This is a genomic window from Streptomyces sp. GC420 (assembly GCF_009916105.1).
Taxonomy (GTDB): domain Bacteria; phylum Actinomycetota; class Actinomycetes; order Streptomycetales; family Streptomycetaceae; genus Streptomyces.
Window position 1 is genome coordinate 1 of sequence record NZ_JAAAXQ010000079.1, and the last position, 25,094, is coordinate 25,094.

Below are 25,094 nucleotides of genomic sequence, written 5' to 3' on the forward strand. Positions count from 1 at the left end.
GGCCCCGGCAGCGAGGTGACCTTCCCGGAGACCGCGTCGACGAGCTTGCGCAGTTCCTCGGCCGCAGCCGCCCGCCCGAGGAGACCCGCACCGCCATGACCGAGTCGCCGACGCCACAGCCGACGCCGCCCACCGCCGCCGCCTACCCCGTGGGCCTGCGACTCGCCGGCCGACGTGTCGTCGTACTCGGCGGCGGCCAGGTCGCCCAGCGCCGACTCCCCGCCCTCATAGCGGCCGGGGCGGACATCGTGCTGCTCTCGCCCTCCGCGACCCCCTCCGTCGAGGCCATGGCCGAAGCCGGCGAAATCCGCTGGGTGCGCCGCCCCTACACCGAGGGAGACCTCGCGGAGGCCTGGTACGCGCTGATCGCGACCAGCGACACCGAGGCGAACCGGGCCGCCTCCGCAGAGGCGGAACGCCACCGCATCTGGTGCGTCCGCAGCGACGACGCCGAGGCGGCCACCGCCTGGACCCCGGCGACGGGCCGGAGCGAGGGCCTCACGGTCGCCGTGCTCACCGGCCGGGACCCGCGCCGCTCCGCAGCCGTCCGCGACGCGATCGTCGAGGGACTCCGCGACGGCACCCTCGCCGCCCCGCACCACCGCACCAGGACCCCCGGCGTCGCCCTCGTCGGCGGCGGACCCGGCGACCCGGACCTGATCACGGTCCGCGGCCGGCGGCTGCTCGCGGAGGCGGACGTGGTGATCGCGGACCGCCTCGGCCCGCGGGACCTCCTCGACGAACTTCCCCCGCACGTCGAGGTGATCGACGCGGCGAAGATCCCGTACGGCCGTTTCATGGCCCAGGAGGCCATCAACAACGCCCTGATCGAGCACGCCAAGGCGGGCAAGGCGGTCGTGCGCCTCAAGGGCGGCGACCCCTTCGTCTTCGGGCGCGGCATGGAGGAGGCCGAGGCGCTCGCCGAGGCCGGCATCCCCTGCACGGTCGTCCCGGGCATCTCCAGCTCGATCAGCGTGCCCGGTGCCGCAGGCATCCCCGTCACCCATCGCGGTGTGGCGCACGAGTTCACCGTCGTCAGCGGCCATGTCGCGCCCGACGACGAGCGCTCGCTGGTGGACTGGGCGGCACTCGCAAGGCTGCGCGGCACCCTCGTGCTCCTCATGGCGGTCGACAAGATCGGGAAGATCGCCGAGACGCTGATCGCGGGCGGCCGTGACCCGGGGACTCCGGTGGCGGCCGTCCAGGAGGGGACGACGGCCTCTCAGCGGCGGGTGGACGCGACCCTCGCCACCGTCGCGGAAACGATCGCCGCCGAGGGGGTCAAGCCTCCGGCCGTGATCGTGATCGGCGAGGTCGTCAACGTGGGTGGGACCGGAACCGTTCCTAAAGACTGAGTGGGAGCCCGCCAGTACCCCCAGAGTCACCCATACGCGCCAGAACACGCTCAAACTCAGTCCATCGCCACCTGTTCACAACCCCCGCACAAGGCGGAACCCGCGAACAAGCGGAGCGGACACCCCACCGATCCGCCTTGAGTAACCGCCGGTAACAGTTCTTGCTCCGTGCCGTTGGCACCGCACCCGGGAGAAGGCAGTATCACCCTGTGGCCGATCTCATCACCGTCGAGGACCCCGAAGACCCGAGACTCCGTGACTACACGGGCCTGACCGACGTGGAGCTGCGCCGCAGACGCGAGCCCGCCGAGGGCCTGTTCATCGCGGAGGGAGAGAAGGTCATCCGCCGGGCCAGACATGCCGGGTACGAGATGCGGTCCATGCTGCTCTCCTCCAAGTGGGTCGATGTCATGCGGGACGTCATCGACGAGGTCCCGGCGCCGGTGTACGCGGTGGCCCCGGAGCTGGCCGAACAGGTGACGGGTTATCACGTGCACCGCGGCGCTCTCGCCTCCATGCAGCGCAAGCCCCTCCCCACCGCCGACGAACTGCTGCGCACCGCCCGCAGGGTGGTCGTCATGGAGTCCGTCAACGACCACACCAACATCGGTGCGATCTTCCGTTCCGCGGCGGCCCTCGGGATGGACGCCGTACTGCTCTCGCCGGACTGCGCCGACCCGCTCTACCGGCGTTCGGTGAAGGTCTCCATGGGCGCCGTCTTCGCCGTACCCTACGCACGGCTCGAAGCGTGGCCCAAGAGCCTGGAGACGGTCAGGGAGGCGGGCTTCAAGCTGCTCGCCCTCACACCGGACGAGAAGGCCGCGCCGATCGACGAGGCCGCCCCGCACCGGCTCGACCGGGTCGCCCTGATGCTCGGCGCCGAGGGGGACGGGCTTTCCCGGCAGGCGCTGGTCGCGGCGGACGAATGGGTGCGCATCCCGATGGCGCACGGGGTCGACTCGCTGAACGTCGGTGCGGCGGCCGCGGTGGCCTTCTACGCCGTGGCGAGCGGAGGCGGTTCCTCCGCCACGCTCTGAGCACCGGGCCCGGCAGACCGGGCCGGCCCGGGCGTGCCGCCGGGGCCGGGCGTTCCGGCCGTCCGGTGTGCGGCGTCCGGTGGCCCGGACGCGTACGTGGACCTCTCCGGTACGCCCATGCTGCGGGCCTGTCCCTGGCAGCCCTGCACCAGTGCGATCCCCAGGGCGACGAGCAGGGTCACCACGACGAAGACGATCAGCCGCTGGCGCAGCAGCCTGCGCCGCGGTCCCGCCGGCCGCCGCCCGGCGGACGTCGTGCGCGGCCCGGTGCGGGTGGTGTCGCGCGAAGGAGCACGGGACCTGGACGGTCTCCTGGCGGGCCGGGCGGCGCCGCCGCCGCGTGACATCGCAGCCGAGGATGAACCGCCCGGACCCGCTCCCGGCTCCACGGTGCGAAGGGCGGGTAAGGGATGATCCCGCCCCGGTTTAGCCGCCGTCGGCGATGACTGTGGTCCGGCCGACGGCTTCCTTGGCTCGGGCCGGCTCCCATGCCTTGCAGTCGTTGCGGTTACCGGGTAGCCGTCTGCCGATCACGACGATCAGACGGGTGTCGGCGTCGATGACGACCTGCGGCGGGTTGGTGGAGTATCAGTAGTGGCGGCGCGACCCCCTTGCGTCCTTACCGGACTCGACTACCTGCGCACCCCGGCTCCGCCCTCTGTCCCGGTCGGTCGTTCGGTCGCGGGACCGCAGTCGTTCGTCGGCGTTGGTGCGGCCACAGGGCGGCGGAACGCAGGACACGCCCGATGAGACGCTGTTCGCAGCCATCATCCACGTCCTGGTCAGCGGTCGCGCCTGGCGCCAACTCCCACCGTGCTTCGGCATATCCAAGTCGACCGCTCACCGCCGGTTCCTCATCTGGTGCCGCGCCGGTACCTCGGGTCGCCCGAACGAAGCTGTGCTGCACCAACTCGACGGAGCCGGCCTCATCGACGCCACCCGCGTCGTCCTCGACACCGCCCATCTCAGAGCCGAAAATGACTCCTCCGTCAGCGCCTACCAGTCGCCTCCGCTTCTACAATCAATGCCCATTCGGAACGCGTCTCGAGATCTTTCAACACGGGGTCGTCACTCTGGCCTGGCGCGCAGCGACGAACGTCGCAGAATCCTGCGGATTCCAGTTCGACCCTGAGCGCCTCGAAATCCCACAGAAATCCAGCGTGATGTCCACAGTCCTGGAAAGTGGTGCGCAGCAGGTCAACTGGGTGATGGATTTCGTAGCCCTTGGTGCGACACCTTTCCATTTCTTGCCGCGCATTCTCGCCGCGCTCCAGGTAGATTCGAGCGATGTGTTCGACATCCGGGGTTGCCAGGCGGACCCTCCCCCCGGGAACGAGTACGCGATGCGCTTCGCGAAACATGCGCCGATTCGAATCCATCCGAATGTGCTCGATCATATTGTCCGCGAAAACGTGACTCACTGAAGCGCTCCGGACCGGCCACCTCTTGGTGGCATCGAGATAGTGACGAGCACGCCAACTGACGTCGGTGCAGATCCAGCCCTGACGCCGGGTCGCATGGCTGCCCACCTCGATCTTCAGAAGTTCCGACGACGCCGCCGAATGCACAGTATTCACAAAGCGCGTATGTGCGACCACGCGGTTGACGGGCGTGATGATCGATTTGACGAGCCTCTTCGCATTCAACACGCCGAGCAGGTTAGTCCTGTTTGCCTCGGAGTGCCGATCACCACACGGCGCCAAATATCGCCTTCACGCGGATGATGGCAAGCAAGCCGAGCGTACGCATTGAACGACGGCAGCCGGACCGGACGCCGTCGGCGACGACCACACCCTACGCAATTCGATGGCACCGGTGTCTCCGGCCTCACTCTTCGTCAGGGAACAGCGCTCAGGGTCCGGGACGCTCAGTAGGCGCCGTCACCGCGCAGAACGGCGGGCAGGGTCCGGACGAGGATCTTCAGGTCAAGCCTGACCGACCAGGTGTCGACGTACTCCAGGTCCAGCTGCAGGGCGTCTTCCCAGCCGAGGTCGGAGCGCCCGCTCACCTGCCACAGTCCGGTGAGACCCGGCCGGACGAGCAGGCGACGGCACGCCTCCCCGCCGAACGCCGAGTCCTCGACCGGAAGCGGCCGGGGACCGACGAGGGACATCTGCCCTTTCAGGACATTGACCAGTTGCGGCAGCTCGTCCAGGGAGAAGCGGCGCAGCCAACGCCCGGCCGCGGTTACGCGGGGGTCCTCCCTGATCTTGAACAAGTGTCCGTCCGCCTCGTTGCGGGCGGCCATTGCCGTCCGCAGGCCCTCGGATCCGACCCGCATCGTCCGCAGCTTCAGGACGTGGAACTCCTCACCCCGCCAGCCCGTCCGGCGCTGGCGGAAGAGCAATGGGCCGGGGGTGTCGGCCTTCACGGCAATGGCGGCCACAAGCAGCACGGGCGCCAACAGCAGGAGCAGGACAGCGGCTCCCACCAGGTCGATGGCCCGTTTGACCGCTCGTCCTCCCGCTTGCGACCGCCGGGTCGGCCGATGGTCAGCCGTCTCTACAGCGGATGCTGGCATTCCATACCTCTTCTACGACAGAACGGGTGAAACGTGCCCCGCTCACCCACCTTATGCCTTAATCGACTCACAACTTAACGATTAGATAGAAACACGACATCGACGTGAGTTTCGGCAAAAACACTGCAACTTACCCCCGCCCAGCCTGGGTGGGTCAGCCGAGAGGACCTGCATGCGTGCGGTAGTGACGGGCGGGGCCGGTTTCATCGGTTCTCACCTGTGCGAGCGGCTGCTTCGCGCAGACCACGACGTGGTCTGCGTGGACAACTTCTCGACATCCAGCGCCGACAACATCGAGCACCTGAAGAGTGACCGGCACTTCCACCTGCACCGCCGAGACGTCACCCAGGGCCTGGACGTGCCAGGGCCGGTGGACGCCGTGCTGCACCTGGCATCGCCCGCCTCGCCCGTGGACTACTTGAAACTGCCGCTGGAGACACTTCGTGTGGGGTCGGCCGGTACCTGGCACGCCCTGGATCTCGCGGCCGCGAAGGGTGCCCGTTTTCTGCTGACCTCCACCTCCGAGTCGTACGGTGACCCGCTGGTTCATCCTCAGCCGGAGAGCTACTGGGGTCATGTCAATCCTGTGGGCCCTCGGTCGGTGTACGACGAGGCGAAGCGCTTCGGCGAGGCGCTGACCATGGCCTACCGCAGGAACCGCGGTGTGGATGCCAAGATCGTGCGCATCTTCAACACCTTCGGTCCCCGGATGCGCGCGAACGACGGGCGGGCCATTCCCACGTTCATTTGCCAGGCGCTGCGCGGCGAGCCCATCACCGTCACCGGCGACGGCAACCAGACCCGGTCCCTGTGCTACGTCGACGACCTGGTCGACGGACTGCTGCGCATGCTCGCCAGCGACCACGGTGGTCCAGTCAACCTGGGCAATCCGCACGAGGTCTCCATGCTGGAACTGGCCCAGTGGATCGCCAAACTCACCGACTCCACTTCCGACATCGCGCTGGTCCCACGTCCTCAGGACGACCCGGAGAGGCGGCGCCCGGACATCACTGTGGCCCGTCAGCTTCTGGACTGGGAGCCCACGACTCCGGTGGAGCGCGGCCTGTGCGACACCATCACCGACTTCCGTCGCCGTTTGAGCTCCGACGAGTTCACCGCGCTCAGGAACCGCTCCGGCAACTCCTCGTTGAACCCCGACGCCGGCTCATGACGTCCCCGGCGAGCATGGAACGGGCCGCAACCGCCCAAGCCAACCCGGTCGTCCGGTGCATGGGCGTACCCATCACCGCCCACACACCCCAGAGCGCAGCGCGTCACGTCACGCACCTTGCCCAGCAACTCCGCGAGACACGCCACGCGGAACGCCCCGCTACCGAACCGGTACCCCGCGGTGACGTGCACTTGTGCAACGCCTACACGCTGGCGCTCGCCGACCGCGTACCCGAGCTGCACGACATCCTGGGCTCGGCCCCTCTCAACCTTCCGGACGGGCAGCCGGTCGTCTGGGCCAACCAGCTTCTCAACCGCGGCACGCCCCTGCCCGCCACCCGCGTCTACGGCCCGGGCCTCCTCCTGGACGTGTTCTCTCTGACCCAGAACACGGATCTGCGCCACTACCTCCTCGGCTCCACACCACAGGTGCTCGGCAGGCTGCATCGCGAGCTGCGACGGCTCTTCCCTGAAGCACTGGTCGTCGGCGCGTCCTCCCCGCCCTTCCGATCCCTGACCGAGCAGGAAGTGCGGAATCAACAAGAGGAGATCCGCTCGGTCGACGCCGACATTGTCTGGGTCGGACTCGGCACCCCCAAGCAGGACTACTGGGCCGCTGATCTGTGCGCCACCCTGCCTGTCGTATCCGTCGCGGTGGGCGCCGCCTTCGACTTCATCGCCGGCACCAAGCGACAGGCACCGCCCTGGATGCAGCGCCACGGCCTCGAATGGTTTTTTCGTCTCGGCAGCGAGCCACGCCGCCTCTGGCGGCGGTACCTCTTCGGGAACGCCCGCTTTGTGAGCGGGGTGATACGGCAGGCGACTCATCTCGCACGCGTGAACATCTCTGAGCGAAGCCGGCACCCGATGGCCTGAATTCAGGTCGACGCGTCAATCAGCGCCCGGAAATTCCCGGCATGTTTCCTAAGGTACGACCATGACGATCACTCCAGCAAGGCCCTCGATGAGAGAGCTACAGGAACGTGAGCATGGAGTCGGGCACGACTACGCCAAGGGTTCGCCACACATTCGCCACCATACGATTCGTGACCGGCTGATCACCGGCCTTCACGGGCTCGTTCAGCAAGTCATCGACCGGAACGGCCAGTGCCGAGTACTTGAACTGGGCGCGGGGCACGGCACCTTCACTGACCACCTCGTGGCGGCAGGCGCGCAGGTCACGGTGACAGAGATGAGTATGCCGAGCGTCCTTTTCCTCCGCAGCCGCTTCGATCGCAACACGAACGTCACCGTCATTCACGACAAGGACGGCACCGCCGCATACCAAGCAGGTCCGGTCGACGCGGTCGTCTGCATTTCCGTCCTGCACCACATCCCGGACTATCTGGGCACCGTGAAACGGCTCGTCGACCAGATCGTTCCTGGCGGTGCGTTCCTCAGCGCACAGGATCCCCTGTGGTACCCGCGCAGGACCCGGGTGTCCATCGGTCTGGATCGCAACGCGTACTTCGCTTGGCGGCTCGGCCAGGGCCAACTCAGCCGGGGCCTCGCCACCCGCATGCGCCGACTGCGCGGCGTCTACGACGACTCCAACGAGGCAGACATGGTCGAGTATCACGTCGTCCGCGACGGCGTCGACGAGGAGGCGCTGCGGGAGGTACTCGCAACGACCTTCGAAGACGTGGAGGTACAGCGCTACTGGTCGACGCAGTCCGGGCTGCTTCAGGCTGTTGGAGAGCGATTCTTCCCGCCGACAACGTTCAATCTGGTCGCGACGAAGCGTCGGTGACGAAACAGCGGCAGGCGTCTGAGTTACAGCCGTGTCACCCCCCTTCGTCCGACAAAGTTGCCACCACAGCAGGTGATTTTGCGCAGCTCAGAATGAGGAAGTGGAACACACCGCCAATCCGCCCAGACCAACAACGGGCAGCAGTCCTACCGCACGACCGATTTCCGCCGCTCCGCCTTGATGAAGGTGCCGGCGTGGATCCAGGTCGACCTACTCAAGATGGATGTGCCCCAGTGGGCCAGAGGAAACCAGGGCACCTCGGCACAGCAACGACGGCTCCGTCGACTGGAAGCCGCGGGCTACGCGGGCCGCTGTGCCGCGATGCGCAACTACACCATGACTCGGGACCGATGACCTCCAGCGCGCCGCAGCAGGGCGATTCCTCGCGTGTCCGCGACCTGCGGATCGCCATAGTGCACAGCTTCTACAGTTCCGCGACCCCCAGCGGCGAGAACCAGGCCGTGGCCGACCAGATGGCAGCTCTCGACCGCGCCGGACTCAAGCCCCACCTCGTGGCCGCGCACACGGACAGGCTCAGCCGTTCCCCGCTCTACCCGCTACGCGCCGCTGTCACCGTCGGCTCCGGACGAGGCCACTCCCCCGAGGCCGACCTTCGGAGACTGCGCCCAGACGTCGTGCATGTGCACAACCTTTTCCCCAACTTCGGAAGTGCGTGGCTGAGCAACTGGGACGGCCCCATCATCGCCACGGTTCACAACTACCGGCCGCTCTGTGCCGCTGCCACGCTGTACCGGAAGGGGGCTACCTGCACGCTGTGCCCCGACGGTGACCGTTGGGCCGGACTCCGCAACGGTTGTTACCGGCAGTCGCGTACGGCCACAGCGCCACTCGCCTGGGCCGGACGTCACGGTGCCCCCGCCAACCCACTGCTGCGGCGCGCGGACCGCATCGTGGTGTTGTCAGAAGCCAGCCGCCAGACGTATGTCCGAGCAGGGATCGAGCCTGGACGTCTCGTTCTCGTTCCGAACTTCACCAGTGACGCCGCTTCCCCCAAAGGCGTTGGCTCAGGGCGACGCCATGACCGGGTCGATGCGCCCTGGGTCTTCGCCGGCCGCCTGACCCCGGAGAAGGGTCTGATGGAGTTGCTGGTCCGGTGGCCGGCCAGTGAGCGACTGGATGTCGTGGGCGACGGACCGTTGCTCGAGGACTGCCGCCGGGCAGCACCGAGGGCGGTTCGCTTTCTCGGGGCCGTCCAATACTCCGAACTCCGGGAACGACTGCCCTCGTGGCGGGGCCTTGTCTTCCCCAGCCGCTGTCCGGAGGGCGCCCCCCTGATCTACCCCGAGGCTCTCGCAGCCGGACTTCCCGTTCTGGCCTTCCCTGGTTCAGCCGTCGCCGACTCCGTACGGGAGCAAGGGACAGGAATGGTTGTGGGCTGGCACGAGCCGCTGGACGCGGCGCTGAGCCGTGCTGCGGATCACTTCCACTCTCTGCGCCCTCACTGTCGGAGCGTGTTCCTGCGTCATTACACGGAGCGAATCTGGGTGAATCGCATCGCAAACGTGTACTCCGACGCTCTTGCGCACCATGCCGCTGTCCGGGAGGTTCCGAGTGGTGGCGGCCCGCGGGTGCCCGAGATGGAGCCAAGATGGTGAGTCGCGGCCGCCCTCCGCGGATCGTGATCGTACAGCCATACATTCCCGGATATCGGACAGGTTTCTTCGACCGGCTCAGTAGCCGTCTCCGGGCAGCTGGATGCACCTTGGAAATCTTGCACGGCCCTCCGCCACCCAGCCACGTGGCAAGACAGGACGCCTCTCGTTGCCAGGGTGCGATCAAAGTGCCAGTCCGCCGGCTCGCCGTTCCCGGGGGCAGATCTCTAGTCTGGCATCAGGTACTTCGCCGGTTGGTCTCTGCCGATGTCGTGGTATTGGAACAGGCCTTACGGAACATGGAGATGTATCCACTGTTCCTCCGCCGGCAACTGGCGGGTGTGTCGGGCTCCACCACTCCCCTTATTGCGCTGTGGGGCCACGGTCGGACCTACACCAAACCTGTGCGTCGCCCAGAGACGGCAGCCAAGAACACGCTCACCCGGCGCGCCTCCTGGTTCTTCGCATACACACAGGGCGGAGCCGACTATTTAGCCTCACGCGGGTACCCGCGACAGCACATTACCGTTGTACGGAACTGCATTGACGCTGAGCCGCTCGCACACATCCGTGAGCTGGCAAGCAAGCCCGGTACCAAGGAATTCAGCGAAGCGGCAGCGCTGCGCACCCGACACCACCTGCAGCACGGACGAACGGCCCTGTTCGTGGGCGGCTTGGACACCCCGAAGCGAATCCCCCTTCTCCTGGAAACGGCTCAGCGGATGGCCGACGCGCTGCCGGGGTTCCGACTGCTCGTAGCCGGAACGGGTGCGCATAGACCGCTGGTGGACGCCGCGGCCTCCTCGACAGCCAGTCCTGTGGTGGCCTTGGGGCACACAACCGGAAGGAACATGGCTCTGCTCGGGGCAGTGTCGGACATCATGCTGATGCCAGGCCGGGTGGGCCTGTGCGCGGTGGACTCCTTCGCACTGCGGACGCCCATCGTCACGACGGCCTGGCCATGGCACGCGCCGGAGTTCGAATACCTTGAGAATGGACGCAACGCCATCATCACACCCGACGACCCAGCAGCATATGCGGCGACAGCGCATGCCCTACTGGCTGACGAGAGCCGACTGCGGTCTCTTCATATCTCATGCCAGAAAGACGCCGACGTCTACACGATCGATGCGATGGCCGCACGGTTCTCCGAGGGGCTACTCGCAATGCTCAGCGAAAGGCAGAAGAAGAGGGGAAGAGGGTAGACTCGGCGACGCCCGAACCACCGTTCCTCAAAGCAGAGAACAGGCAGGAGAATTATGATCATCGGTACGACAATGCGCAACAAGATTCGAAACACACCGCTCCTCGGACCCACCATCACCTCAAGCGTCCGAGCAGCTAGACGAAATCTCTTCCCGGGATCGTTGAATTACTGGGAACACCGCTACTCGTCCGGGGGTGACTCAGGCGCAGGATCACAGGATGCTCTCGCCAGGTTCAAGGCAGAGGTATTGAACAGTTTCATCGCCGAAAACGACGTGACATCCGTAATCGAATTCGGCTGCGGCGACGGTCGTCAGCTAGAACTGGCCGAATACCCGCGCTATCTTGGGCTCGACGTTTCCCCCACCGGACTCGATCTTGCTCACGCCAGATTCTCCGACGATAGAACCAAGAGCTTCCTCCTCTACGAGCCGAGACACTTCTTCGATTCCGCCGAATTCATCCGCGCCGACCTGACTCTATCCCTCGACGTCATTTACCATTTGATCGAGGATGAGATCTACGAACTCCATCTTTCGCACCTCTTCGCGGCGTCAACAAGATTTGTCGCACTGTACACGAGCGACGACTCCGAACTGAACGCACCCACAGGCCACAGCGCACCCCACGTCCGCCACCGCCCTGTGACTCATGACGTGGCCAGACGCTTCCCGCACTGGCGCCTACGGAAGAAGACCCGCAACCGCTACCCATACACGGAGAATGCACAGGTCGCCACGTCCTTTGCGGACTTCTTCATCTATGAACACGCACGGCGCACGGGAGACCAATCGACCCATTGACATGTCACGGCCGCGGGCTCGACAGAATCTGAAGAGACCCCCATACACGGCCGACGCACTTTGCTACCGGCCACCAGCAACCTTCCAGCATTTGGGCGCGCCTGCTCAGGTAACGCCGCATCACGGTGAGTCGTTCGCCGTGCGGATCCGCATTCGTCGCTGTCAGCGAAGTAGGGTGATATCGATAGGATGCGAGAATCCGAGGCACGTAACTGAGGGTGCCATGCTGACTCAACCGGAGATGCAGGTCAAAGTCCATCACATATCGAAGGGAAGGATCCAGTAGCCCTGCTCTTCTGACGGCCCGTTCCCGATAGAGGGAACCTGGCTGCCATACTAGATTCACGCCATACTTCAGGACCCGGGACGCAGCTTTTCCTGGGCGCATTGTATAGATATGGTTACCCTCCGAGTCGATTACTTTCACTCTGCCGTACACCATGGCCGCATCCGAGTTCCCCTCCAACTCCTCAATCGCGGCCGAAATAGCGCCGTCGGCGAGCACATCGTCATCACCCAGCCAACCAAGGTAATCAGCGACAGATTCTTCCCATCCCTGATTGATCGCGTTACTCAGCCCGGAAGTCCTTTCCGGAATAAAACGGCACCCGTACTCGCTGGCAATTTCCGCCAATGGCGCAGTCGCCGCTGCCGGACCGACGATCACTACATCGATTGCCTGAGGCTGGGTCATGATGGATTCCAGGCACACTCGAAGGTAGTTGATGCGCTGGCCTGTGGTCGGAACCACCAACTTCACCCGTGGATGACTTCTTTTCATACCTTGGCCTCACATTCTGGGAATGACAGCAGACCACGATCAGCCAGAAGTTCGTGAAGACGAATCCCCTGTTTCACCGCATCGAAATTTTCCAGGGCATGGAGCCGTGCTGCATCCCCCATCGCCGCCGCCTTCCCGTCGTCTGCAAGCAGTGACGAAATCGCACGAGCGAGAGCTGACACATCGCCTTGAGGTACCACCAGGCCCGTCCGGTGACGAACCACGGTCTCCGGCAGACCGCCTGTCTCGAAAACGACCACCGGCCTGCCGTGCGCCGCAGCTTCGCAGGCGACCAGGCCGAGACCTTCAGAGGGCCCCGACGCCACATCCACGCTCGGGATGCAGACCACACGGTGTTTTCGCATGAGGCGGCTGACGGCCTCGTACGACTGACTGCCGAGAAGCCTCACGTCGGCACCTGCCGGCAGCCCCGCGGCCTGGCGCAGCAGCGCTCCTCGCTCCGGCCCGTCCCCCACCACCGTGACCGTGACTGGGTGCTGGCGGGCAATCTCTCCTGCCGCCCGCAAGAGCAAGGCACATCCCTTGTTCTCTACCAATCGTCCGACGAAGAGAATCCCCGAACAATCTGCGGCGCTCCCGAGACCGGAGGCATCGGGAATGGGCACTCCCAGGTGATGGACAGCGATCCGGGAGGGTGGCGCTCCTGCTTCTGCCAGGTGTCTGCTCAAGAACTGCGACACCGGAAGGAACAGCCGAACGGTCTCGACGAATCGCGCCCAGTTGTCGGTCAACTGCCGCATGGCCCTCGACTTCGACCGCTGCGGCCCTCGCATTTCGAGCAAGTCAGATCCATGGCACATGACGGCCAGCGGGAACCCATTACTCTCGGTCAGCCGGGAAATACGCCAAGCGTGTTGCAGGTGGTGGGCGATCACAAGGTCTGGATTAAATGCTCGCATGGCAGATGACAAACGAGGAGACCATCTGGCACTTTTCCAGAAAAGCGCCTCCGCCCCACCGAATCTGCAGTCCTTGTCCAAGACGAACTTCTCCCCCGGCACCTCGATACCCGGAATGGCGTCGATACCGAACAGAACATTGTCCACTTCCCTCATTGCCGTCAACTGGCGTGCCACAAATGTCTCTGACGGCGACAGGACCCACTGTGTGTACCATGCGACTTTCGGACGCATTTCAACCCTCTCCCCGCTTGCCTGCATTCAAAGGACCAAGGGCTAAACTCCAAGTGACTCCCAGGATGATCTCATACCCTGGAGCCCATGGAGAGAACAAAAAGTCCCAGGTGGCGAGAATGGTTACGATCAGCGTCACTGGATACAGGATTGCTTCAGCTGCTCCCCACTCCCTCATCACTCTCTTGTACAGCATCACAAGAACAAAGACCCAGGGCGTAAATGCCATAATGCCTCCACGGACCCACGAACCGAGGGCAATCGAGTGCAGGTTCAGTTGTCCGCCGAAGATCCTGCGTTGCTGGCCGAGGGAGATATTGACTCCCCGTTTGTCAAGCTCTGAGACCACATCTTGACGCTCTTCGAAAGAAAGACCTGCGTTCGCCCCTCGGCCGACGATGGGCTGACCACTGATGACTTTCGCGGACACAACGAGTTCCGGGCGACCAGCAACCAGATAACCGCCCTCCACCTGGGACTGATACATCTGTTTCTCGTACTGTTCCTGACCGAGCCATCCGCGAGACACTACATTGGTGATGGCGGCTGAGACGGTCCACACTGCGAGCAGTGCGGCGATACCCATGGATACTGCACGCAAAGGAGTGACCCTATGATGCGATCGCCGCACAAGCATCAGCCCGATCCCCACGAGGCAAACCATCGCAAGGCTTCGGAAGCTGAACGCCACATGGACGGCAACCAACGAGATCAGCAGCATCATCGCCAACCGCGGGCTTCCTCTGTGCCGCAGCCATCCGACTGCCACTGCGATGATGATCGTGACCGGAATTCCTAGACCGTACTTCCATGGATTCTCACGGAAGAGTGCGGATGGAGAAACGACCAGGAATACGCAGTAGCTGATAGATGTGGCCACAACGATGACAGCAACTCTCATGGCCGAACCGTGGCACAGGCGCGACAGCACAAACGCACCTGCGGCAGTCAGTGCGGGAAAACCCAGGGCATTCCACACCGCACGTGCGACCGGAATTTCTGCCCACAGATTTGCGACGGCTTGAGAGACGAACCAGAGGAAAAGCAGGACGGCGAGAATTCGATTCTCGCGATGAAATCTCACCCACCGTACGAGATGGGGTCCCATTAGGAGCAGCATCAACGCCGCCCCGGATACGGGCAGCTGCTGCGTCCCCAAAACGGGCAGGTGCAGCGATACCAAGGTCACGGCGAGAACAGTCATCGGGAGAGAAACAGAGTTGAAGCACCTTCTCGCTCCGCAACCAGGCGTACGACTTGAGGTCGGGTGACATTTGTCCGACCTTGCGGGAATCGTGACTACTTCAACCATGTGTTCCTCTCCGATGGAATCCACACAGCGCTCGGTCAATTGTCCAGCACATGAGATTCATCGCCTTCCATCTCCCTGACGATGTAAGGCGATCCACAAACACGGAATGTAGATGCATGACACAAGTGCGACGAGCGAACCGATCACCGGGCCGGCCGCTCCCAGGTGTTCACTGATGACAAACGACAAGACCACGCTCACGACCGCAGCCGAGCAGCAGCAGATTGCCTGTGCGCGCAGCCCGTGGGGATCTGTAAGCAGCATGGCCGTTGGATAGTTGCACGCATGAGCGAGCAGCAGTGCGGAGAATGCCGCCATGAGGCCGGGGCCTACCACCACTTGGTCGTGCACGAGCCAAGTCGCCAGTGGCGGCCCGACGGTCACCAGCCCAACACCCATGAGGAGCCCCGCGATGGCGAAGAAGGCCGTAATCCGCGCCAGGCTTCGGACTGTTGTCGCGGCGGCCGAGTCTCGACGGCGGGCGAATTCACCCCAAAGTGTCACGCCCATCACGCTGACCACTCCGAACAGAGGCCCGAAGATCTGGGCGCCGGCCGAATAGGCCGCCAGGTCGCCAGGTTCTGCGACATGGCTCAGGACGAGACGGTCTTTTCCGTAAGTAACGGATGACGCCAGCACCACCAGTGTCATTGGGCCTGCGAACTGCCAGACGTTTGTGGTTGCGTGCCCTGTCCATACCCCGAGCAGGACGTCGCGCAGGACAGGAAGCCGCAGGAGGCGGCCCGCAACGACGAGTGCGACAATACCCGCCAGTGCCGTGCCGGCGAATCCCGCAGCGCAGTACACCGTCAGAGATGCTTGGCTCTGGGTGGCCAGGGCGATCACCGCCAGCGATGTCATACTCGCGGCTGCCTGCAACAGCAGGGCAATGTGATTCAGATTCAGTGCCGTCAGTATCCGGTTGCCAAGCCCGAACGGAAGACCCAGTCCGAAGATTGCGAATGCGCAGGAGGCTGCAACACTGGCACCGGAAGCATCGCGTGTCGCCAGCAGCTCCGGCCAGATCTCCAACAGCCCAAAGGTGACGCTCAGTACGGCGATTCCCAGGCCAAGGAACCACAGGTATCGCGCACTGGTCATCACCGTCCGTCGAACGTGGTCGATCCCCGCGGTCTTCCTGCGGGAGCACGCGTCGATGACCGCAGCCCCCAGGCCCATGTCTCCCACAGGTAGCAACTGCGGAAGCGTGACGACCAGTGCGAACAGGGCATAGCCTTTGACGCCGACATCACCGACGACGATCCGAGCCGATAGAAGGTTGGCGCCTCCGGTGAGAGGAAGGGTCAGCACCCGGGCCAGCAATGACGCCGACGCAAGACGCACGAGTTGAACATCGCTCCTGCGTTCAGTCTCCAGGAGCTGAGGCACGGCACTGATAAGGAACTCCCTCATTCACCCCGAACAGGTCTGACCGTGTACGCCGGAGGATCACTTGATACTCGTCTGAGGCTCAGTGCTGTCTCTCGCGCGGCGTGAGCTGGCATTGGCATGGCCAGCACCCTTCCCGACGACGTCGGCGGAACTTCCTAGAATGACACATGACTGCATGCTCGTTGGAATCGCGCTCCTCTGCGATTCGACACGCTGTATCTTCTTCGGCAAGTCTCACGCCCTTCTGTATTCGTATTCATCGACACGGGCGGCTTGTCGCACTTCTGAGCGCCCGGGCGCGTTGATCGTCAACCCGGTGGCCCGCAATGGGCGTGTCTTTCGAATGTCGTCGAAGCAAGTCACAACAATGTGGTTGTGACCATTCTTCATAGACTCAGGCGCTTGGCTCGCCGCTGCGGTGTGGAGGCCCTCCGATACCCGCAGGGTCGGCCCGAGTACCAGGCCAACCAACTGGTCAATCGACATCGTGTAGACCTCGTCCTCGACGTGGGTGCGAACGATGGCGGCTACGCGACGACGTTGCGCAGGAGCGGTTACCGCGGTCGCATCCTGTCGTTCGAGCCTGTGCGAGAACCGTTCGAACGACTGGCAGTGAAAGCAGCCGGTGATCCACTATGGACCGTCAGACCCTGGGTAATTGGAAGCAGCGAAGAGTCGGTGGACATTCATGTTGCCGGCAATGGGGCCGCAAGCAGTTCCGTCCTGGCAATGCTGCCTCGCCATTCCAACGCGGTACCAGACTCACGCTATGTCCGGATCGACACGGTCCCCCAGCGAACCCTTGAGGCATTGTGGCCGGAGTTTGTCGGCCAGCACGACCGGGTTCTCCTGAAGATCGATGTTCAGGGGAGCGAGAAGAATGTTCTCGTTGGCGCTGGTCGGCGCCTCTCACAGTGCGTCGGAGTACAGATCGAACTGTCCTTCGTCCCACTCTACGAGGGTGGAATGCTCTACCAGGAGGCGTTTTCCTGGCTTGCAGGCCAAGGGTTCGTTCCCATGTACATCCTGCCGGGATTCACCGACACACAGTCCGGACAAATGTACCAGTGCGATTTGGTCTGCTTCAGAGAGTGATGGGTCTGTTACTGCTCTCACGAGAGAGGTGCAGGCGCTGGAAAAGTGCCCCTGGAAGGATCGAAGACCGCCGTACCGCTATCATGTGAAACGCTTCCACGCGGTGCGGCGGATGCCGTCCATGGGGCCATACTGACGATTGCCGATATTTTTCTGGACGGGGTTGAGTTTTTCCGCAAAACCCCGTCCAGGGAAATATGGGATTTATGCGAGTGAATAGAATCGGAAAGTCTTTACCTTTCTTGGGGTTGCCTGGTCACTGGGCGACCAATACGGACGGGGAGAACTTGGTCATCTCTTCGGTGGGAACAGCTGGCCCCCGCAGAGCAGCCATCTCGGCGTCGACCATGATTCCGGCAAGTTGAGGTGCGGTTACCGTGGGCCGCCACCCCAGGATCCGTTCAGCTTTGGAGGCATCTCCGACCAGGTTGTCCACTTCGGTCGGACGCAGGTAGCGTTCGTCGAAGCGTACGTGGTCACGCCAGTCGAGGCCGGCGTGGGCAAAGCATTGCTCCACGAACTCGCGGACGCTGTAACTGACACCGGTCGCGATCACGTAGTCGTCGGGGTCGTCCTGCTGGAGCATCCGCCACATCGCCTCGACGTACTCAGCCGCATATCCCCAGTCCCTGCGGGCGTCGAGGTTGCCCAAATACACCACGTCCTGCAACCCCGCCGTGATGCGGGCTGCCGCTGTGGCCACTTTTCGGGTGACAAACGTCGGACCACGGCGAGGTGACTCGTGGTTGAACAGGATGCCGTTGACGGCATACATCCCGTACGCCTCGCGGTAGTTGCGCGTCATCCAGTACGCGTACACCTTGGCGACCCCGTAGGGCGAGCGAGGGTGAAACCGGGTTTCTTCGTGCTGCGGAGGTGGGGCGGCGCCGAACATCTCGGAGCTGGACGCCTGGTAGAAACGGCATGGCAGCCCAGTCGTCCTGATGGCCTCCAGCAGTCGTGTGGTTCCCAACCCGGTGGCATCTCCGGTGAACTCCGGTTCGTCGAACGACACTCGAACGTGTGACTGGCCGGCCAAGTGGTAGACCTCGTCCGGCTGAACCTTCTCGAGCAGTGCCGAGATCCGCGTCCCGTCGGTCAGGTCGCCGTAATGCAGGAAGAGTCGAGTGTCGGGTTCATGTGGATCCCGGTAGAGATGGTCGATGCGATGCGTGTTGAAGGTCGAGGCACGGCGGACGATCCCGTGGACTACGTACCCGTTCCGCAACAGCAGTTCCGCAAGGTAGGAGCCATCCTGGCCGGTAATGCCGGTGATGAGCGCTGTCTTGACCGTCATTTACATTCCTTCGCTTACTTGTCGGGAAAATTGGCTCTGAGCATTAGTGGTCGACGCCTCTGGTGACTCGATGCAGATGCACTGCTCGCCAGGAAGTTCTAATGGACTCCGTAGGCCCTACTTCCTGGCGACGAGCGATTTGGGGATTCCGGCGATACGTTCGAACCAGATTTCAGAGTTCGGGAAGTAGGAGTGCATCTCGGTTGCCGTCAGAAGCTCCACTTCCTGCACGTCGCGCGTCGCTTGAGTGCGATCTCCGCATGGCACATGTCCGTGGGGCCAACGCTGAGAGATGGCGACCCGGACCCGGAACGGGAGCCACTGAAGCCCAGGAAATAGCCAATGGGGCTCGACCGGAAAGTAGCGGTACGGAGTCTGCACCCAGTGATGGTCCCCTTGTGCGTGCACCGTCTCGGCGAACTCTTGGCGTCGATAGTGTCCCCCCACATGTTCCATAAGAGAATTTGAGTACACTAGATCGAACTTCTCGCGGCGTAGTTCTTCTGGCAACCTGCATGCGTCTACCAGGACGGGGGTGATTCCAGGTTCCTCGTCATGGACAGTGTCGGGATCGAGGTTGACGGTGACCACCTGCACCGGTCTGACAGGAGAAAGGCGCCAGGATCTTGGCGTGCCACCGAGATCGAGGACGCGCATCTCTGCCAGATCTGGGAAATTGCGCAGCAGTTCAGTCCAGCGCTTGGCACGGGCCGAGTGGGCCAGAGACCCGGCCTTCGCCGGATCAGCAATCCATGTCTTCAGCATGCTAGTCCCTCGCCGGTCCCGCCGGAGGGGCGCCATCTTGTTGCCCGGAGACAGGCAGTACCCAATTGGCTTGAGTCAGAACTTGGCTCACGGTGCTCTACGGCAAGAGGCTGCCCGGTCATCGCGGGCATGGAGCCCCGTTCCGTTCGGAGGCGCAGACGGATATGGATCTCGAGCGCCCGCTTCCTCCACTGACTCGACTGACACCATCCGGCCCTGAAGCAAAGAAGATTTGACACCCCGCCAGAATACGGACAATGTCCTCGTCCGGGCCTCATTGTGCTGTGTCGGCGTGGATGTCGAGCCACCAGCGTTCGACTCACGGGCAGCGGCCATCACTCGTAGTCCTACGGCACCACGCACACCATCATTTACCGAGCATCTCGCCCGATCAGGTCACAACAGCTGTGGTCAACGCCGTCAAAACGACGACAGCAAGGGAAAGAAGGAATAGTCATGGCTACTCATATGGAAGCTGGTCGCGTCGTTGCACCACCCACCGCGTCGCCACGCCATGCTCTCGACCTGTCGGCGCGTGTGTTCGTGGCCGGGAGTCGAGGGCTCGTCGGGGCAGCGGTGGGTAGGGAGTTGAGGCGGAAGGGTTTCACCAATGTGGTGGGACCCACGTCGGCGGAGTTGGACCTGCGGGAGCGCGGGGCCGTTCGTGACTGGTTCGCCGATGTACGGCCGGATGTGGTGGTGCTGGCCGCGGCACGGGTCGGGGGGATCAGGGCGAATGCCACCCGGCCGACCGAGTTCCTCTCCGACAATCTGCGTATCCAGGTCAATGTGCTGGACGCGGCCTTGGAACAGCGCGTGGAGCGGCTGTTGTTTCTGGGATCGAGCTGCATCTACCCCAAGTTCGCCGAGCAGCCCATCCGGGAGGAGGCTCTGCTGACGGGGCCCCTGGAGCCGACCAACAACACGTATGCCATCGCCAAGATCGCAGGAATTCTGCAGGTGCAGGCCGTACGCCGACAGCACGGCCTGCCGTGGATCTCAGCCATGCCGACCAATCTGTACGGGCCCTGGGACAACTTCCATCCCGAGCACTCCCATGTTCTGCCCTCTCTCGTCCGCCGGTTCCACGAGGCGAAGGAGGCGGGGATCTCAAGAGTGCTGAACTGGGGCAGCGGAACACCTCGCCGGGAGTTCCTGCACGTGGATGACCTGGCCCGGGCGTGTCTGCACCTGCTGGAGTACTACGACGCGGGCGATCCGGTGAATGTCGGCACCGGCACGGACGTGACTGTCCGGGAACTGGCGGAGCTGGTTGCGGAGACCGTCGGGTATCGGGGGAGCATCGAATGGGACCCCAGTCAGCCGGACGGCACGCCGCGCAAACTGCTCGACGTCTCTCGCCTCACAGCGCTCGGATGGACGCCTCGTATCGGTCTACGGGAAGGGATCGCCCAGACGTACGACTGGTACCTGGAGCATCTCGGGTCTGGCGCTGTGCGGCAGTGACCTTGGAGGAGGCCCCCAGCCCTGATCGGCTGGGGGCCTCCTCGCTGGTGGGCGCGGACGGTTTCGAACCGCCTATATCTGCTTTGTGAGCCTGGAACCCATCGCAGAACGGTCCGCGCTGTTCATCAGCCGTTCGGGGCGCTGGGCGAGCCCAAGGCTACCCACACCTTCACCCGCCCCGATTGTCCGTGGCTGACCTCTCGATCCGCCACACGCGCTGGCCGCCCCGACTGCCGAGTCAATGTACCCGTCATGCATGACATACCGGGACGGACGGTCGTGCTACATGGCCTGTCGTTCTCTTTCCCGAGGAAGGTCGTGAAGGTCGTGCACGTTGGCGGTAAGGGTGCCGTCCTGCTGCTCGTAGTGGGAGAGCGCCAGCCCGAGGCCGAAGAATGTGGGGGCCCATTCGCCGACAAAGATGCCCCACCGGTCGGCGCGATCGAGTCCGACTCCTGGTTCTGCTTTGAGTGATGTAGCCCAGGCGGCGATGGAGAGGCCGATGGACAGGAAGGCCGCGGTGTATGCGTGTTCGCTGCGCAGGCCTTTCTCGTGCAACTTCTGGATCATCGTGGGTCTCCCTGGTCTCTGGGGACGGACACTTCCACCAGAGTCACCCGGCTGGCGGACACTCGCATCTGGGCGGATTGCCCGAGAAGATCAACTAAGCAGCTCTACAGTAGAAGCGAGCCGTTGTGTGGCTCTGTGAGGTCGGTGGAGTCTCAATGAGCCCTCTCCAACCTCCTGTGGCAGTGCGGCAGTTGGGCTGACAACGTGGTGAAGCCCCTGGTAGATGGGTTTTCGACCAAGAGAACCGTCTCTACCAGAGGCTTCACCTGCTTGTTTACCCGCCGGGCGTCGAAGTGTCCAGCTCTGCCCTTCGCTTCCTCGCCCAGCAACTGCGGCGGCACCGCCGTGCGATCGGCTCCCGCTGGCGGCGCCTGAGCGCCGGCCGTCGAGCCCTGCTCACACTCGCCCATCCGCGGGTGGGACACACCTATGCCCAGCTCGCGGCCGGATTCGGCGTCGGCACCACGACTGCCTACCGCTATGTCACCGAGGCCGTCGACCTCCTGGCCGCCCGCGCTCCGACCCTTGCCGACGCCGTCCGCACCGCGTCGACGAAAGCGTTCGTCCTCCTGGACGGGACGCTGCTGCCGATCGACCGCATTGCCGCGGACCGGTCCTTCTCCTCCGGCAAACACAAGAAACACGGGATGAATGTGCAGGTCGTCGCGGACCCCTTCGGTCGACTGCTGTGGGCTCACCGGCCCTGCCCGGGGCCGTCCACGACGTCCGCGCCGCCCGCGACCACGGCATCATCGACGACCGTGACCACGAGATCGCCGATCACGTCGACCGCCAGATCCGCAGGATCCAAGATCCGGACGGCTCATCTGGCACGTGAGTGGCACGCCGCCCCTTCCGCCTCGTGACGGCGGGGGAACGGACAAGGCCCAGGGCTCCGGGAAATCCCCGGTTGACCTGGGCCTTCGTCGTACTGCGAGACGAGTGGGCGCGGACGGTTTCGAACCGCCGACATCTGCTTTGTAAGAGCAGCGCTCTACCCCTGAGCTACGCACCCGTGGATGAAGGGACAGGTTACATCGACCTGCCGCCCCCGGCGCAAACCCGTTCCCCGGGCGCAGGGGGGGGCCGGCCCCACCCCGGAGTGGGTGGGCTGCCGGATCGTTGCGGACAGGGAGGGGTCCTTACGGTCGAGGGCAGGACGGAAATCGGGCGGACCGGGGGTCACTGTGGGTGTCGGTATGAGGGTGAGGCGCACGTTCGCGGCCGTGGGCGGAGGGCTCGTGACCGCGCTCCTCGTCGCGGGATGCGGGAGCTCGAACGCGGCGGAGGAGGACGACACTCCGGAGCGGAAGGCGTTCTCGTTCGGCGGGCGGATTCTGACCATCGAGGCGGACGGGTCGGAGATCGAACTTGCACCGGCCGACGTGGAGGACGTCGAGGTGACGCGGTGGTTCACGGGCTGGACCGCCCTCGGGGAGAGTCCGAAGGTGACGTGGGGGATGAAGGGCAGCACGCTGACCTTCCGGACGGAGTGCGACGCGCTGATCAACGACTGTGCGGCGAAGCACGCGGTGAAGGTGCCGCGCGGGGTGGCCGTCGTCGTCGAGAACGACAACGGGAAGGTGACGGCGTCCGGATTCGGCACCTCGCTGAAGCTGCGCTCGGACAACGGCAAGGTCGTCGTGCGGGACTCGTCCGGCGCGCTGGAGCTGAAGAGCGACAACGGGGAGGTCGTCGCCGAGGCCATCGGCTCGGCACAGGTACGGGCGGACTCGGAGAACGGAGCGGTGCGGCTCGCCTTCACAGAGGTGCCGGACCGGGTGGAGGCCGGGAGCGACAACGGGGAGGTGCGGATCGAACTGCCGCGCGCGACCTACCGGGTGAGCGCAGGCAGTGACAACGGCGATGCCGACGTGTCGGTGCCGCGGAGCGACACGAGCGGTCACGTGGTCGAAGCACACAGCGACAACGGGGAAGTCACCGTCCGAAGCGCGAACTGAACAGCCCGTGTGTTCGTCCTTACCTGGTGGGACAATGAGACAAAGCGGTGCCAGGGCGGGACTCAGCACGGGAGAGGGATGTGACGGCGACACCTTCCGAGCCGTACAGGTCGGCGGTGGGTCCGGCGCGCCGGCCGAAGGCCGTCCCTCCGGGGGTGCTGCTGCCTCTGCTCGTTCCACTGCTCCTCGGTGCCTTCGCGGGGAGCGGAGGCGGTACGCGTCGCTGGTTCGGTGGGGGGCGGAGCGAGACGCAGAGGGCGGAGGCGCAGGCGGCCAAGGACGCCGCGGCCGCCGCCTTCTACGAGTTGGACAGCGCGCAGCGCGATCTGCGGATCTCCATCGAGACGATCACGGCCGTCGACAGCTCGCCCGGCGCACGGCGGGCCGTCGACGGCTTCGCCGCCCTGGGGCGGCGCATCGACGAGGTCAGCCACGCCTACATCAACGCCGTCGACGCCCACGACCTGGACCGCGACGACCTGGAGGCGTCGGTGGCCTCCACGGCCCGCGGCGAGCTGGAGCGGGCCAGACGTGACCTGGAGAAGGTCAAGGGCGAGCTGGACCGTTTCGCCGAGGGGCTCGGGCCGCTCCTGGACAAGGCGGAGACGCAACTGGCGCGGCTCGCGCCCGCCGTGGAGCGGGCGCGGCAGGCGCTCAGGGGCGCGACGACCGCCCTGGACGGGGTGCGGGCCGCGGGTCTGAAGGCGGACGACCTGGCGGCGCGGCTGGCGGCGCTCGGGCCGGAGCTGACCAAACTCAACCAGGGCGCGGGCACGCATGGTGTGCAGGACACCCTGCAGCGCGCCGACCGTGTGCTGCGGGACGCCGAAACGGTGCGGATGGAGGCCGAGCGGCTTCCGGAGCGGGCCGCGGAGCTCGATCGGCGGCTGGTCTCGCTGCGTACGCGGGCGCAGGCGCTCACGACGAGATCCGAGCAGGTCGAGCCGGTCCTCAGCGAGCTGCGGCGGCGTTTCACCGCCGCCTGCTGGCAGGATCTGCAGCATGTGCCGGAGCGGGCCGCCGAGACGGTCGCGCAGGCCGAGGAGCGGATGCGGGAGGCGGCGAAGGCGCGGGACGAGCAGCGCTGGGCGGACGCGACGGCGCTGCTCGCCACTGTGCGGGCGCTGCTGAACAGCAGCGACGAGTCGGTGTCGGCGGCCGGGGACCGGTTGCGCCGGCTCAACGAGGTGGCCGGGAATCCTCGGGCGGAGATCGACCGTACGCGGTTCGCGATCCGGGACGCGCAGCGGCTGGCGATGACGGGCCGTTCCACTCCCGATCCCCGGCACGCGCGCCCCCTGGACGACTCGGTGGCCCGCCTCGACCGGGCCGTGGAGGGCCTGCAGGGCCGGCATCCGGACTACTGGCACTTCCTGACCGAGACAGAGGCGGTACGGACCTCTGTCGCCCGGGTGGTGGCCCAGATCCGCGAGGAACGCGGCGGCGCCGCGCACTGACGCTCACAACCGGAGCGACGGACCGTTAACCTGGGGCCATGCCCCGTTACGAGTACCGCTGCCGCCCGTGCGGCACGACCTTCGAGCTGAACCGCCCGATGGCGGAGTCCTCCGCCCCGGCCGTCTGCCCGGACGGGCACGAGGACACCGTCAAGCTGCTGTCGACCGTCGCCGTAGGAGGCCTCGGTCTCAAGTCGGCGTCCGCCCCGGCCCCTTCGGCCGGAGCCGGCGGAGGCGGGTGCTGTGGGGGCGGCTGCTGCGGCTAGTGCTGTGACCGCATAGGTTCACCGGGTTGCTCGTTGTGCTGGTTGGAAGCGATGTCGCTTCCAACCAGTAGGGGAGGCGGGATGGCACCACCGGTCAGGGTCCGGAGGCTGACGGAGCAGGA

At 64.8% G+C, this 25,094-nt stretch carries 23 protein-coding genes, 1 tRNA gene and 3 pseudogenes; 15 read left to right on the forward strand and 12 right to left on the reverse strand.

Translation table 11 applies throughout. From position 1 onward, the window contains the following. The first annotated feature begins 95 nt into the window (after positions 1 to 95). Together cobA and GUY61_RS12725 are read left to right on the forward strand one after the other, a co-directional pair. Positions 96 to 1,355, forward strand: coding sequence for a uroporphyrinogen-III C-methyltransferase (cobA, locus tag GUY61_RS12720; RefSeq protein ID WP_166630228.1), 1,260 nt, complete (start codon positions 96 to 98; stop codon positions 1,353 to 1,355). 209 nt (positions 1,356 to 1,564) lie between these two features. Further along, positions 1,565 to 2,392, forward strand: coding sequence for an RNA methyltransferase (locus GUY61_RS12725; RefSeq protein WP_166630229.1), 828 nt, complete (start codon positions 1,565 to 1,567; stop codon positions 2,390 to 2,392). Here the strand turns inward: GUY61_RS12725 and GUY61_RS40105 are convergent. Then, complete coding sequence (locus GUY61_RS40105) at positions 2,350 to 2,739, reverse strand: hypothetical protein (RefSeq protein WP_398955242.1); 390 nt, start codon at positions 2,737 to 2,739, stop codon at positions 2,350 to 2,352. The two genes, GUY61_RS12725 and GUY61_RS40105, sit on opposite strands and share 43 nt — an antisense overlap. An 82-nt stretch (positions 2,740 to 2,821) precedes the next feature. Next, positions 2,822 to 2,980 (reverse strand): annotated as a pseudogene (locus GUY61_RS12735) (IS5/IS1182 family transposase); the annotation flags it as partial. A 121-nt stretch (positions 2,981 to 3,101) separates the two neighbouring features. Here GUY61_RS12735 and GUY61_RS12740 point away from each other — a divergent pair. Further along, positions 3,102 to 3,368: pseudogene (locus GUY61_RS12740) on the forward strand (transposase); the annotation flags it as partial. Between the two features lie 13 nt (positions 3,369 to 3,381). Here GUY61_RS12740 and GUY61_RS12745 read toward each other — a convergent pair. Both GUY61_RS12745 and GUY61_RS12750 read right to left on the reverse strand, forming a co-directional pair. Beyond that, complete coding sequence (locus GUY61_RS12745; protein ID WP_166630230.1) at positions 3,382 to 4,041, reverse strand: methyltransferase domain-containing protein; 660 nt, start codon at positions 4,039 to 4,041, stop codon at positions 3,382 to 3,384. Between the two features lie 218 nt (positions 4,042 to 4,259). Next, positions 4,260 to 4,913 (reverse strand): sugar transferase, encoded by a 654-nt coding sequence (locus tag GUY61_RS12750; protein ID WP_166630231.1) that lies wholly within the window; start codon positions 4,911 to 4,913, stop codon positions 4,260 to 4,262. A 172-nt stretch (positions 4,914 to 5,085) separates the two neighbouring features. Between GUY61_RS12750 and GUY61_RS12755 the strand changes: the two genes are divergently transcribed. The 6 genes from GUY61_RS12755 (at position 5,086) to GUY61_RS12780 (ending at position 11,455) form a co-directional block, all read left to right on the forward strand. Beyond that, positions 5,086 to 6,084 (forward strand): UDP-glucuronic acid decarboxylase family protein, encoded by a 999-nt coding sequence (locus GUY61_RS12755; protein ID WP_166630232.1) that lies wholly within the window; start codon positions 5,086 to 5,088, stop codon positions 6,082 to 6,084. Positions 6,085 to 6,269: 185 nt separating this feature from the next. After that, positions 6,270 to 6,959 (forward strand): WecB/TagA/CpsF family glycosyltransferase, encoded by a 690-nt coding sequence (locus GUY61_RS12760; protein ID WP_313896637.1) that lies wholly within the window; start codon positions 6,270 to 6,272, stop codon positions 6,957 to 6,959. A gap of 61 nt (positions 6,960 to 7,020) precedes the next feature. Then, positions 7,021 to 7,833 carry a bifunctional 2-polyprenyl-6-hydroxyphenol methylase/3-demethylubiquinol 3-O-methyltransferase UbiG gene (locus GUY61_RS12765; protein WP_243766403.1) on the forward strand — a complete coding sequence of 271 codons (813 nt, stop codon included), beginning with the start codon at positions 7,021 to 7,023 and terminating at the stop codon, positions 7,831 to 7,833. A gap of 350 nt (positions 7,834 to 8,183) precedes the next feature. After that, positions 8,184 to 9,449 carry a glycosyltransferase family 4 protein gene (locus GUY61_RS12770; protein ID WP_166630233.1) on the forward strand — a complete coding sequence of 422 codons (1,266 nt, stop codon included), beginning with the start codon at positions 8,184 to 8,186 and terminating at the stop codon, positions 9,447 to 9,449. Between the two features lie 296 nt (positions 9,450 to 9,745). Beyond that, a complete protein-coding gene (locus tag GUY61_RS12775; protein WP_243766404.1) occupies positions 9,746 to 10,651 on the forward strand; it encodes a glycosyltransferase in 906 nt (301 codons plus the stop codon). Between the two features lie 54 nt (positions 10,652 to 10,705). Continuing rightward, complete coding sequence (locus GUY61_RS12780; protein ID WP_243766405.1) at positions 10,706 to 11,455, forward strand: class I SAM-dependent methyltransferase; 750 nt, start codon at positions 10,706 to 10,708, stop codon at positions 11,453 to 11,455. 4 nt (positions 11,456 to 11,459) lie between these two features. Here the strand turns inward: GUY61_RS12780 and GUY61_RS12785 are convergent, their stop codons facing one another. The 4 genes from GUY61_RS12785 to GUY61_RS12800 all read right to left on the reverse strand — a co-directional run bounded on the left by GUY61_RS12785 (position 11,460) and on the right by GUY61_RS12800 (position 16,091). Then, a complete protein-coding gene (locus tag GUY61_RS12785) occupies positions 11,460 to 12,215 on the reverse strand; it encodes a glycosyltransferase (RefSeq protein WP_313896638.1) in 756 nt (251 codons plus the stop codon). Between the two features lie 17 nt (positions 12,216 to 12,232). Then, the gene (locus GUY61_RS12790) at positions 12,233 to 13,312 is read right to left on the reverse strand and encodes a glycosyltransferase (protein WP_243766406.1); all 1,080 of its coding nucleotides are present in this window, start codon (positions 13,310 to 13,312) and stop codon (positions 12,233 to 12,235) included. A 79-nt stretch (positions 13,313 to 13,391) separates the two neighbouring features. Then, positions 13,392 to 14,594 (reverse strand): hypothetical protein, encoded by a 1,203-nt coding sequence (locus tag GUY61_RS12795; protein ID WP_243766407.1) that lies wholly within the window; start codon positions 14,592 to 14,594, stop codon positions 13,392 to 13,394. A gap of 165 nt (positions 14,595 to 14,759) precedes the next feature. Continuing rightward, the gene (locus tag GUY61_RS12800) at positions 14,760 to 16,091 is read right to left on the reverse strand and encodes an oligosaccharide flippase family protein (RefSeq protein WP_166630235.1); all 1,332 of its coding nucleotides are present in this window, start codon (positions 16,089 to 16,091) and stop codon (positions 14,760 to 14,762) included. A 378-nt stretch (positions 16,092 to 16,469) separates the two neighbouring features. On the opposite strand from GUY61_RS12800, the gene GUY61_RS12805 reads away from it, so the two are divergent. After that, the gene (locus GUY61_RS12805) at positions 16,470 to 17,189 is read left to right on the forward strand and encodes an FkbM family methyltransferase (protein WP_166630236.1); all 720 of its coding nucleotides are present in this window, start codon (positions 16,470 to 16,472) and stop codon (positions 17,187 to 17,189) included. A gap of 256 nt (positions 17,190 to 17,445) precedes the next feature. Here the strand turns inward: GUY61_RS12805 and gmd are convergent, their stop codons facing one another. Both gmd and GUY61_RS12815 read right to left on the reverse strand, forming a co-directional pair. Continuing rightward, positions 17,446 to 18,486, reverse strand: coding sequence for a GDP-mannose 4,6-dehydratase (gmd, locus tag GUY61_RS12810; protein ID WP_166630237.1), 1,041 nt, complete (start codon positions 18,484 to 18,486; stop codon positions 17,446 to 17,448). 117 nt (positions 18,487 to 18,603) lie between these two features. Further along, positions 18,604 to 19,251: a class I SAM-dependent methyltransferase gene (locus GUY61_RS12815; RefSeq protein ID WP_166630238.1), complete on the reverse strand. Its 648-nt coding sequence runs from the start codon at positions 19,249 to 19,251 to the stop codon at positions 18,604 to 18,606. Between the two features lie 468 nt (positions 19,252 to 19,719). Between GUY61_RS12815 and GUY61_RS12820 the strand changes: the two genes are divergently transcribed. Next, the gene (locus GUY61_RS12820) at positions 19,720 to 20,718 is read left to right on the forward strand and encodes a GDP-L-fucose synthase (protein ID WP_166630248.1); all 999 of its coding nucleotides are present in this window, start codon (positions 19,720 to 19,722) and stop codon (positions 20,716 to 20,718) included. 282 nt (positions 20,719 to 21,000) lie between these two features. Here GUY61_RS12820 and GUY61_RS12825 read toward each other — a convergent pair whose 3' ends face one another. Continuing rightward, positions 21,001 to 21,288 carry a hypothetical protein gene (locus GUY61_RS12825; RefSeq protein WP_166630239.1) on the reverse strand — a complete coding sequence of 96 codons (288 nt, stop codon included), beginning with the start codon at positions 21,286 to 21,288 and terminating at the stop codon, positions 21,001 to 21,003. Positions 21,289 to 21,554: 266 nt separating this feature from the next. On the opposite strand from GUY61_RS12825, the pseudogene GUY61_RS12830 reads away from it, so the two are divergent. After that, positions 21,555 to 22,045: pseudogene (locus GUY61_RS12830) on the forward strand (transposase family protein); the annotation flags it as partial. A 186-nt stretch (positions 22,046 to 22,231) separates the two neighbouring features. Here the strand turns inward: GUY61_RS12830 and GUY61_RS12835 are convergent. Beyond that, positions 22,232 to 22,303, reverse strand: a tRNA-Val gene (locus tag GUY61_RS12835). A gap of 184 nt (positions 22,304 to 22,487) precedes the next feature. Between GUY61_RS12835 and GUY61_RS12840 the strand changes: the two genes are divergently transcribed. The 3 genes from GUY61_RS12840 (at position 22,488) to GUY61_RS12850 (ending at position 24,972) form a co-directional block, all read left to right on the forward strand. Next, positions 22,488 to 23,249: a DUF4097 family beta strand repeat-containing protein gene (locus GUY61_RS12840; RefSeq protein ID WP_166630240.1), complete on the forward strand. Its 762-nt coding sequence runs from the start codon at positions 22,488 to 22,490 to the stop codon at positions 23,247 to 23,249. An 80-nt stretch (positions 23,250 to 23,329) separates the two neighbouring features. Next, positions 23,330 to 24,706 (forward strand): hypothetical protein, encoded by a 1,377-nt coding sequence (locus GUY61_RS12845; protein WP_166630241.1) that lies wholly within the window; start codon positions 23,330 to 23,332, stop codon positions 24,704 to 24,706. Between the two features lie 38 nt (positions 24,707 to 24,744). After that, positions 24,745 to 24,972, forward strand: coding sequence for a zinc ribbon domain-containing protein (locus tag GUY61_RS12850; protein ID WP_166630242.1), 228 nt, complete (start codon positions 24,745 to 24,747; stop codon positions 24,970 to 24,972). The last annotated feature ends 122 nt before the right edge of the window (positions 24,973 to 25,094 follow it).

What these genes read in the sequence shown, in the direction of transcription:
- cobA (WP_166630228.1), top strand. Translation starts at nt 96, where the DNA reads ATGACCGAGTCGCCGACGCCACAGCCGACGCCGCCCACCGCCGCCGCC.
- GUY61_RS40105 (WP_398955242.1), bottom strand. Translation starts at nt 2,739, where the DNA reads ATGTCACGCGGCGGCGGCGCCGCCCGGCCCGCCAGGAGACCGTCCAGG.
- GUY61_RS12750 (WP_166630231.1), bottom strand. Translation starts at nt 4,913, where the DNA reads ATGCCAGCATCCGCTGTAGAGACGGCTGACCATCGGCCGACCCGGCGG.
- GUY61_RS12755 (WP_166630232.1), top strand. Translation starts at nt 5,086, where the DNA reads ATGCGTGCGGTAGTGACGGGCGGGGCCGGTTTCATCGGTTCTCACCTG.
- GUY61_RS12765 (WP_243766403.1), top strand. Translation starts at nt 7,021, where the DNA reads ATGACGATCACTCCAGCAAGGCCCTCGATGAGAGAGCTACAGGAACGT.
- GUY61_RS12770 (WP_166630233.1), top strand. Translation starts at nt 8,184, where the DNA reads ATGACCTCCAGCGCGCCGCAGCAGGGCGATTCCTCGCGTGTCCGCGAC.
- GUY61_RS12775 (WP_243766404.1), top strand. Translation starts at nt 9,746, where the DNA reads ATGGAGATGTATCCACTGTTCCTCCGCCGGCAACTGGCGGGTGTGTCG.
- GUY61_RS12780 (WP_243766405.1), top strand. Translation starts at nt 10,706, where the DNA reads ATGATCATCGGTACGACAATGCGCAACAAGATTCGAAACACACCGCTC.
- GUY61_RS12790 (WP_243766406.1), bottom strand. Translation starts at nt 13,312, where the DNA reads ATGAGGGAAGTGGACAATGTTCTGTTCGGTATCGACGCCATTCCGGGT.
- GUY61_RS12795 (WP_243766407.1), bottom strand. Translation starts at nt 14,594, where the DNA reads ATGACTGTTCTCGCCGTGACCTTGGTATCGCTGCACCTGCCCGTTTTG.
- gmd (WP_166630237.1), bottom strand. Translation starts at nt 18,486, where the DNA reads ATGACGGTCAAGACAGCGCTCATCACCGGCATTACCGGCCAGGATGGC.
- GUY61_RS12815 (WP_166630238.1), bottom strand. Translation starts at nt 19,251, where the DNA reads ATGCTGAAGACATGGATTGCTGATCCGGCGAAGGCCGGGTCTCTGGCC.
- GUY61_RS12820 (WP_166630248.1), top strand. Translation starts at nt 19,720, where the DNA reads ATGGAAGCTGGTCGCGTCGTTGCACCACCCACCGCGTCGCCACGCCAT.
- GUY61_RS12825 (WP_166630239.1), bottom strand. Translation starts at nt 21,288, where the DNA reads ATGATCCAGAAGTTGCACGAGAAAGGCCTGCGCAGCGAACACGCATAC.
- GUY61_RS12840 (WP_166630240.1), top strand. Translation starts at nt 22,488, where the DNA reads ATGAGGGTGAGGCGCACGTTCGCGGCCGTGGGCGGAGGGCTCGTGACC.
- GUY61_RS12850 (WP_166630242.1), top strand. Translation starts at nt 24,745, where the DNA reads ATGCCCCGTTACGAGTACCGCTGCCGCCCGTGCGGCACGACCTTCGAG.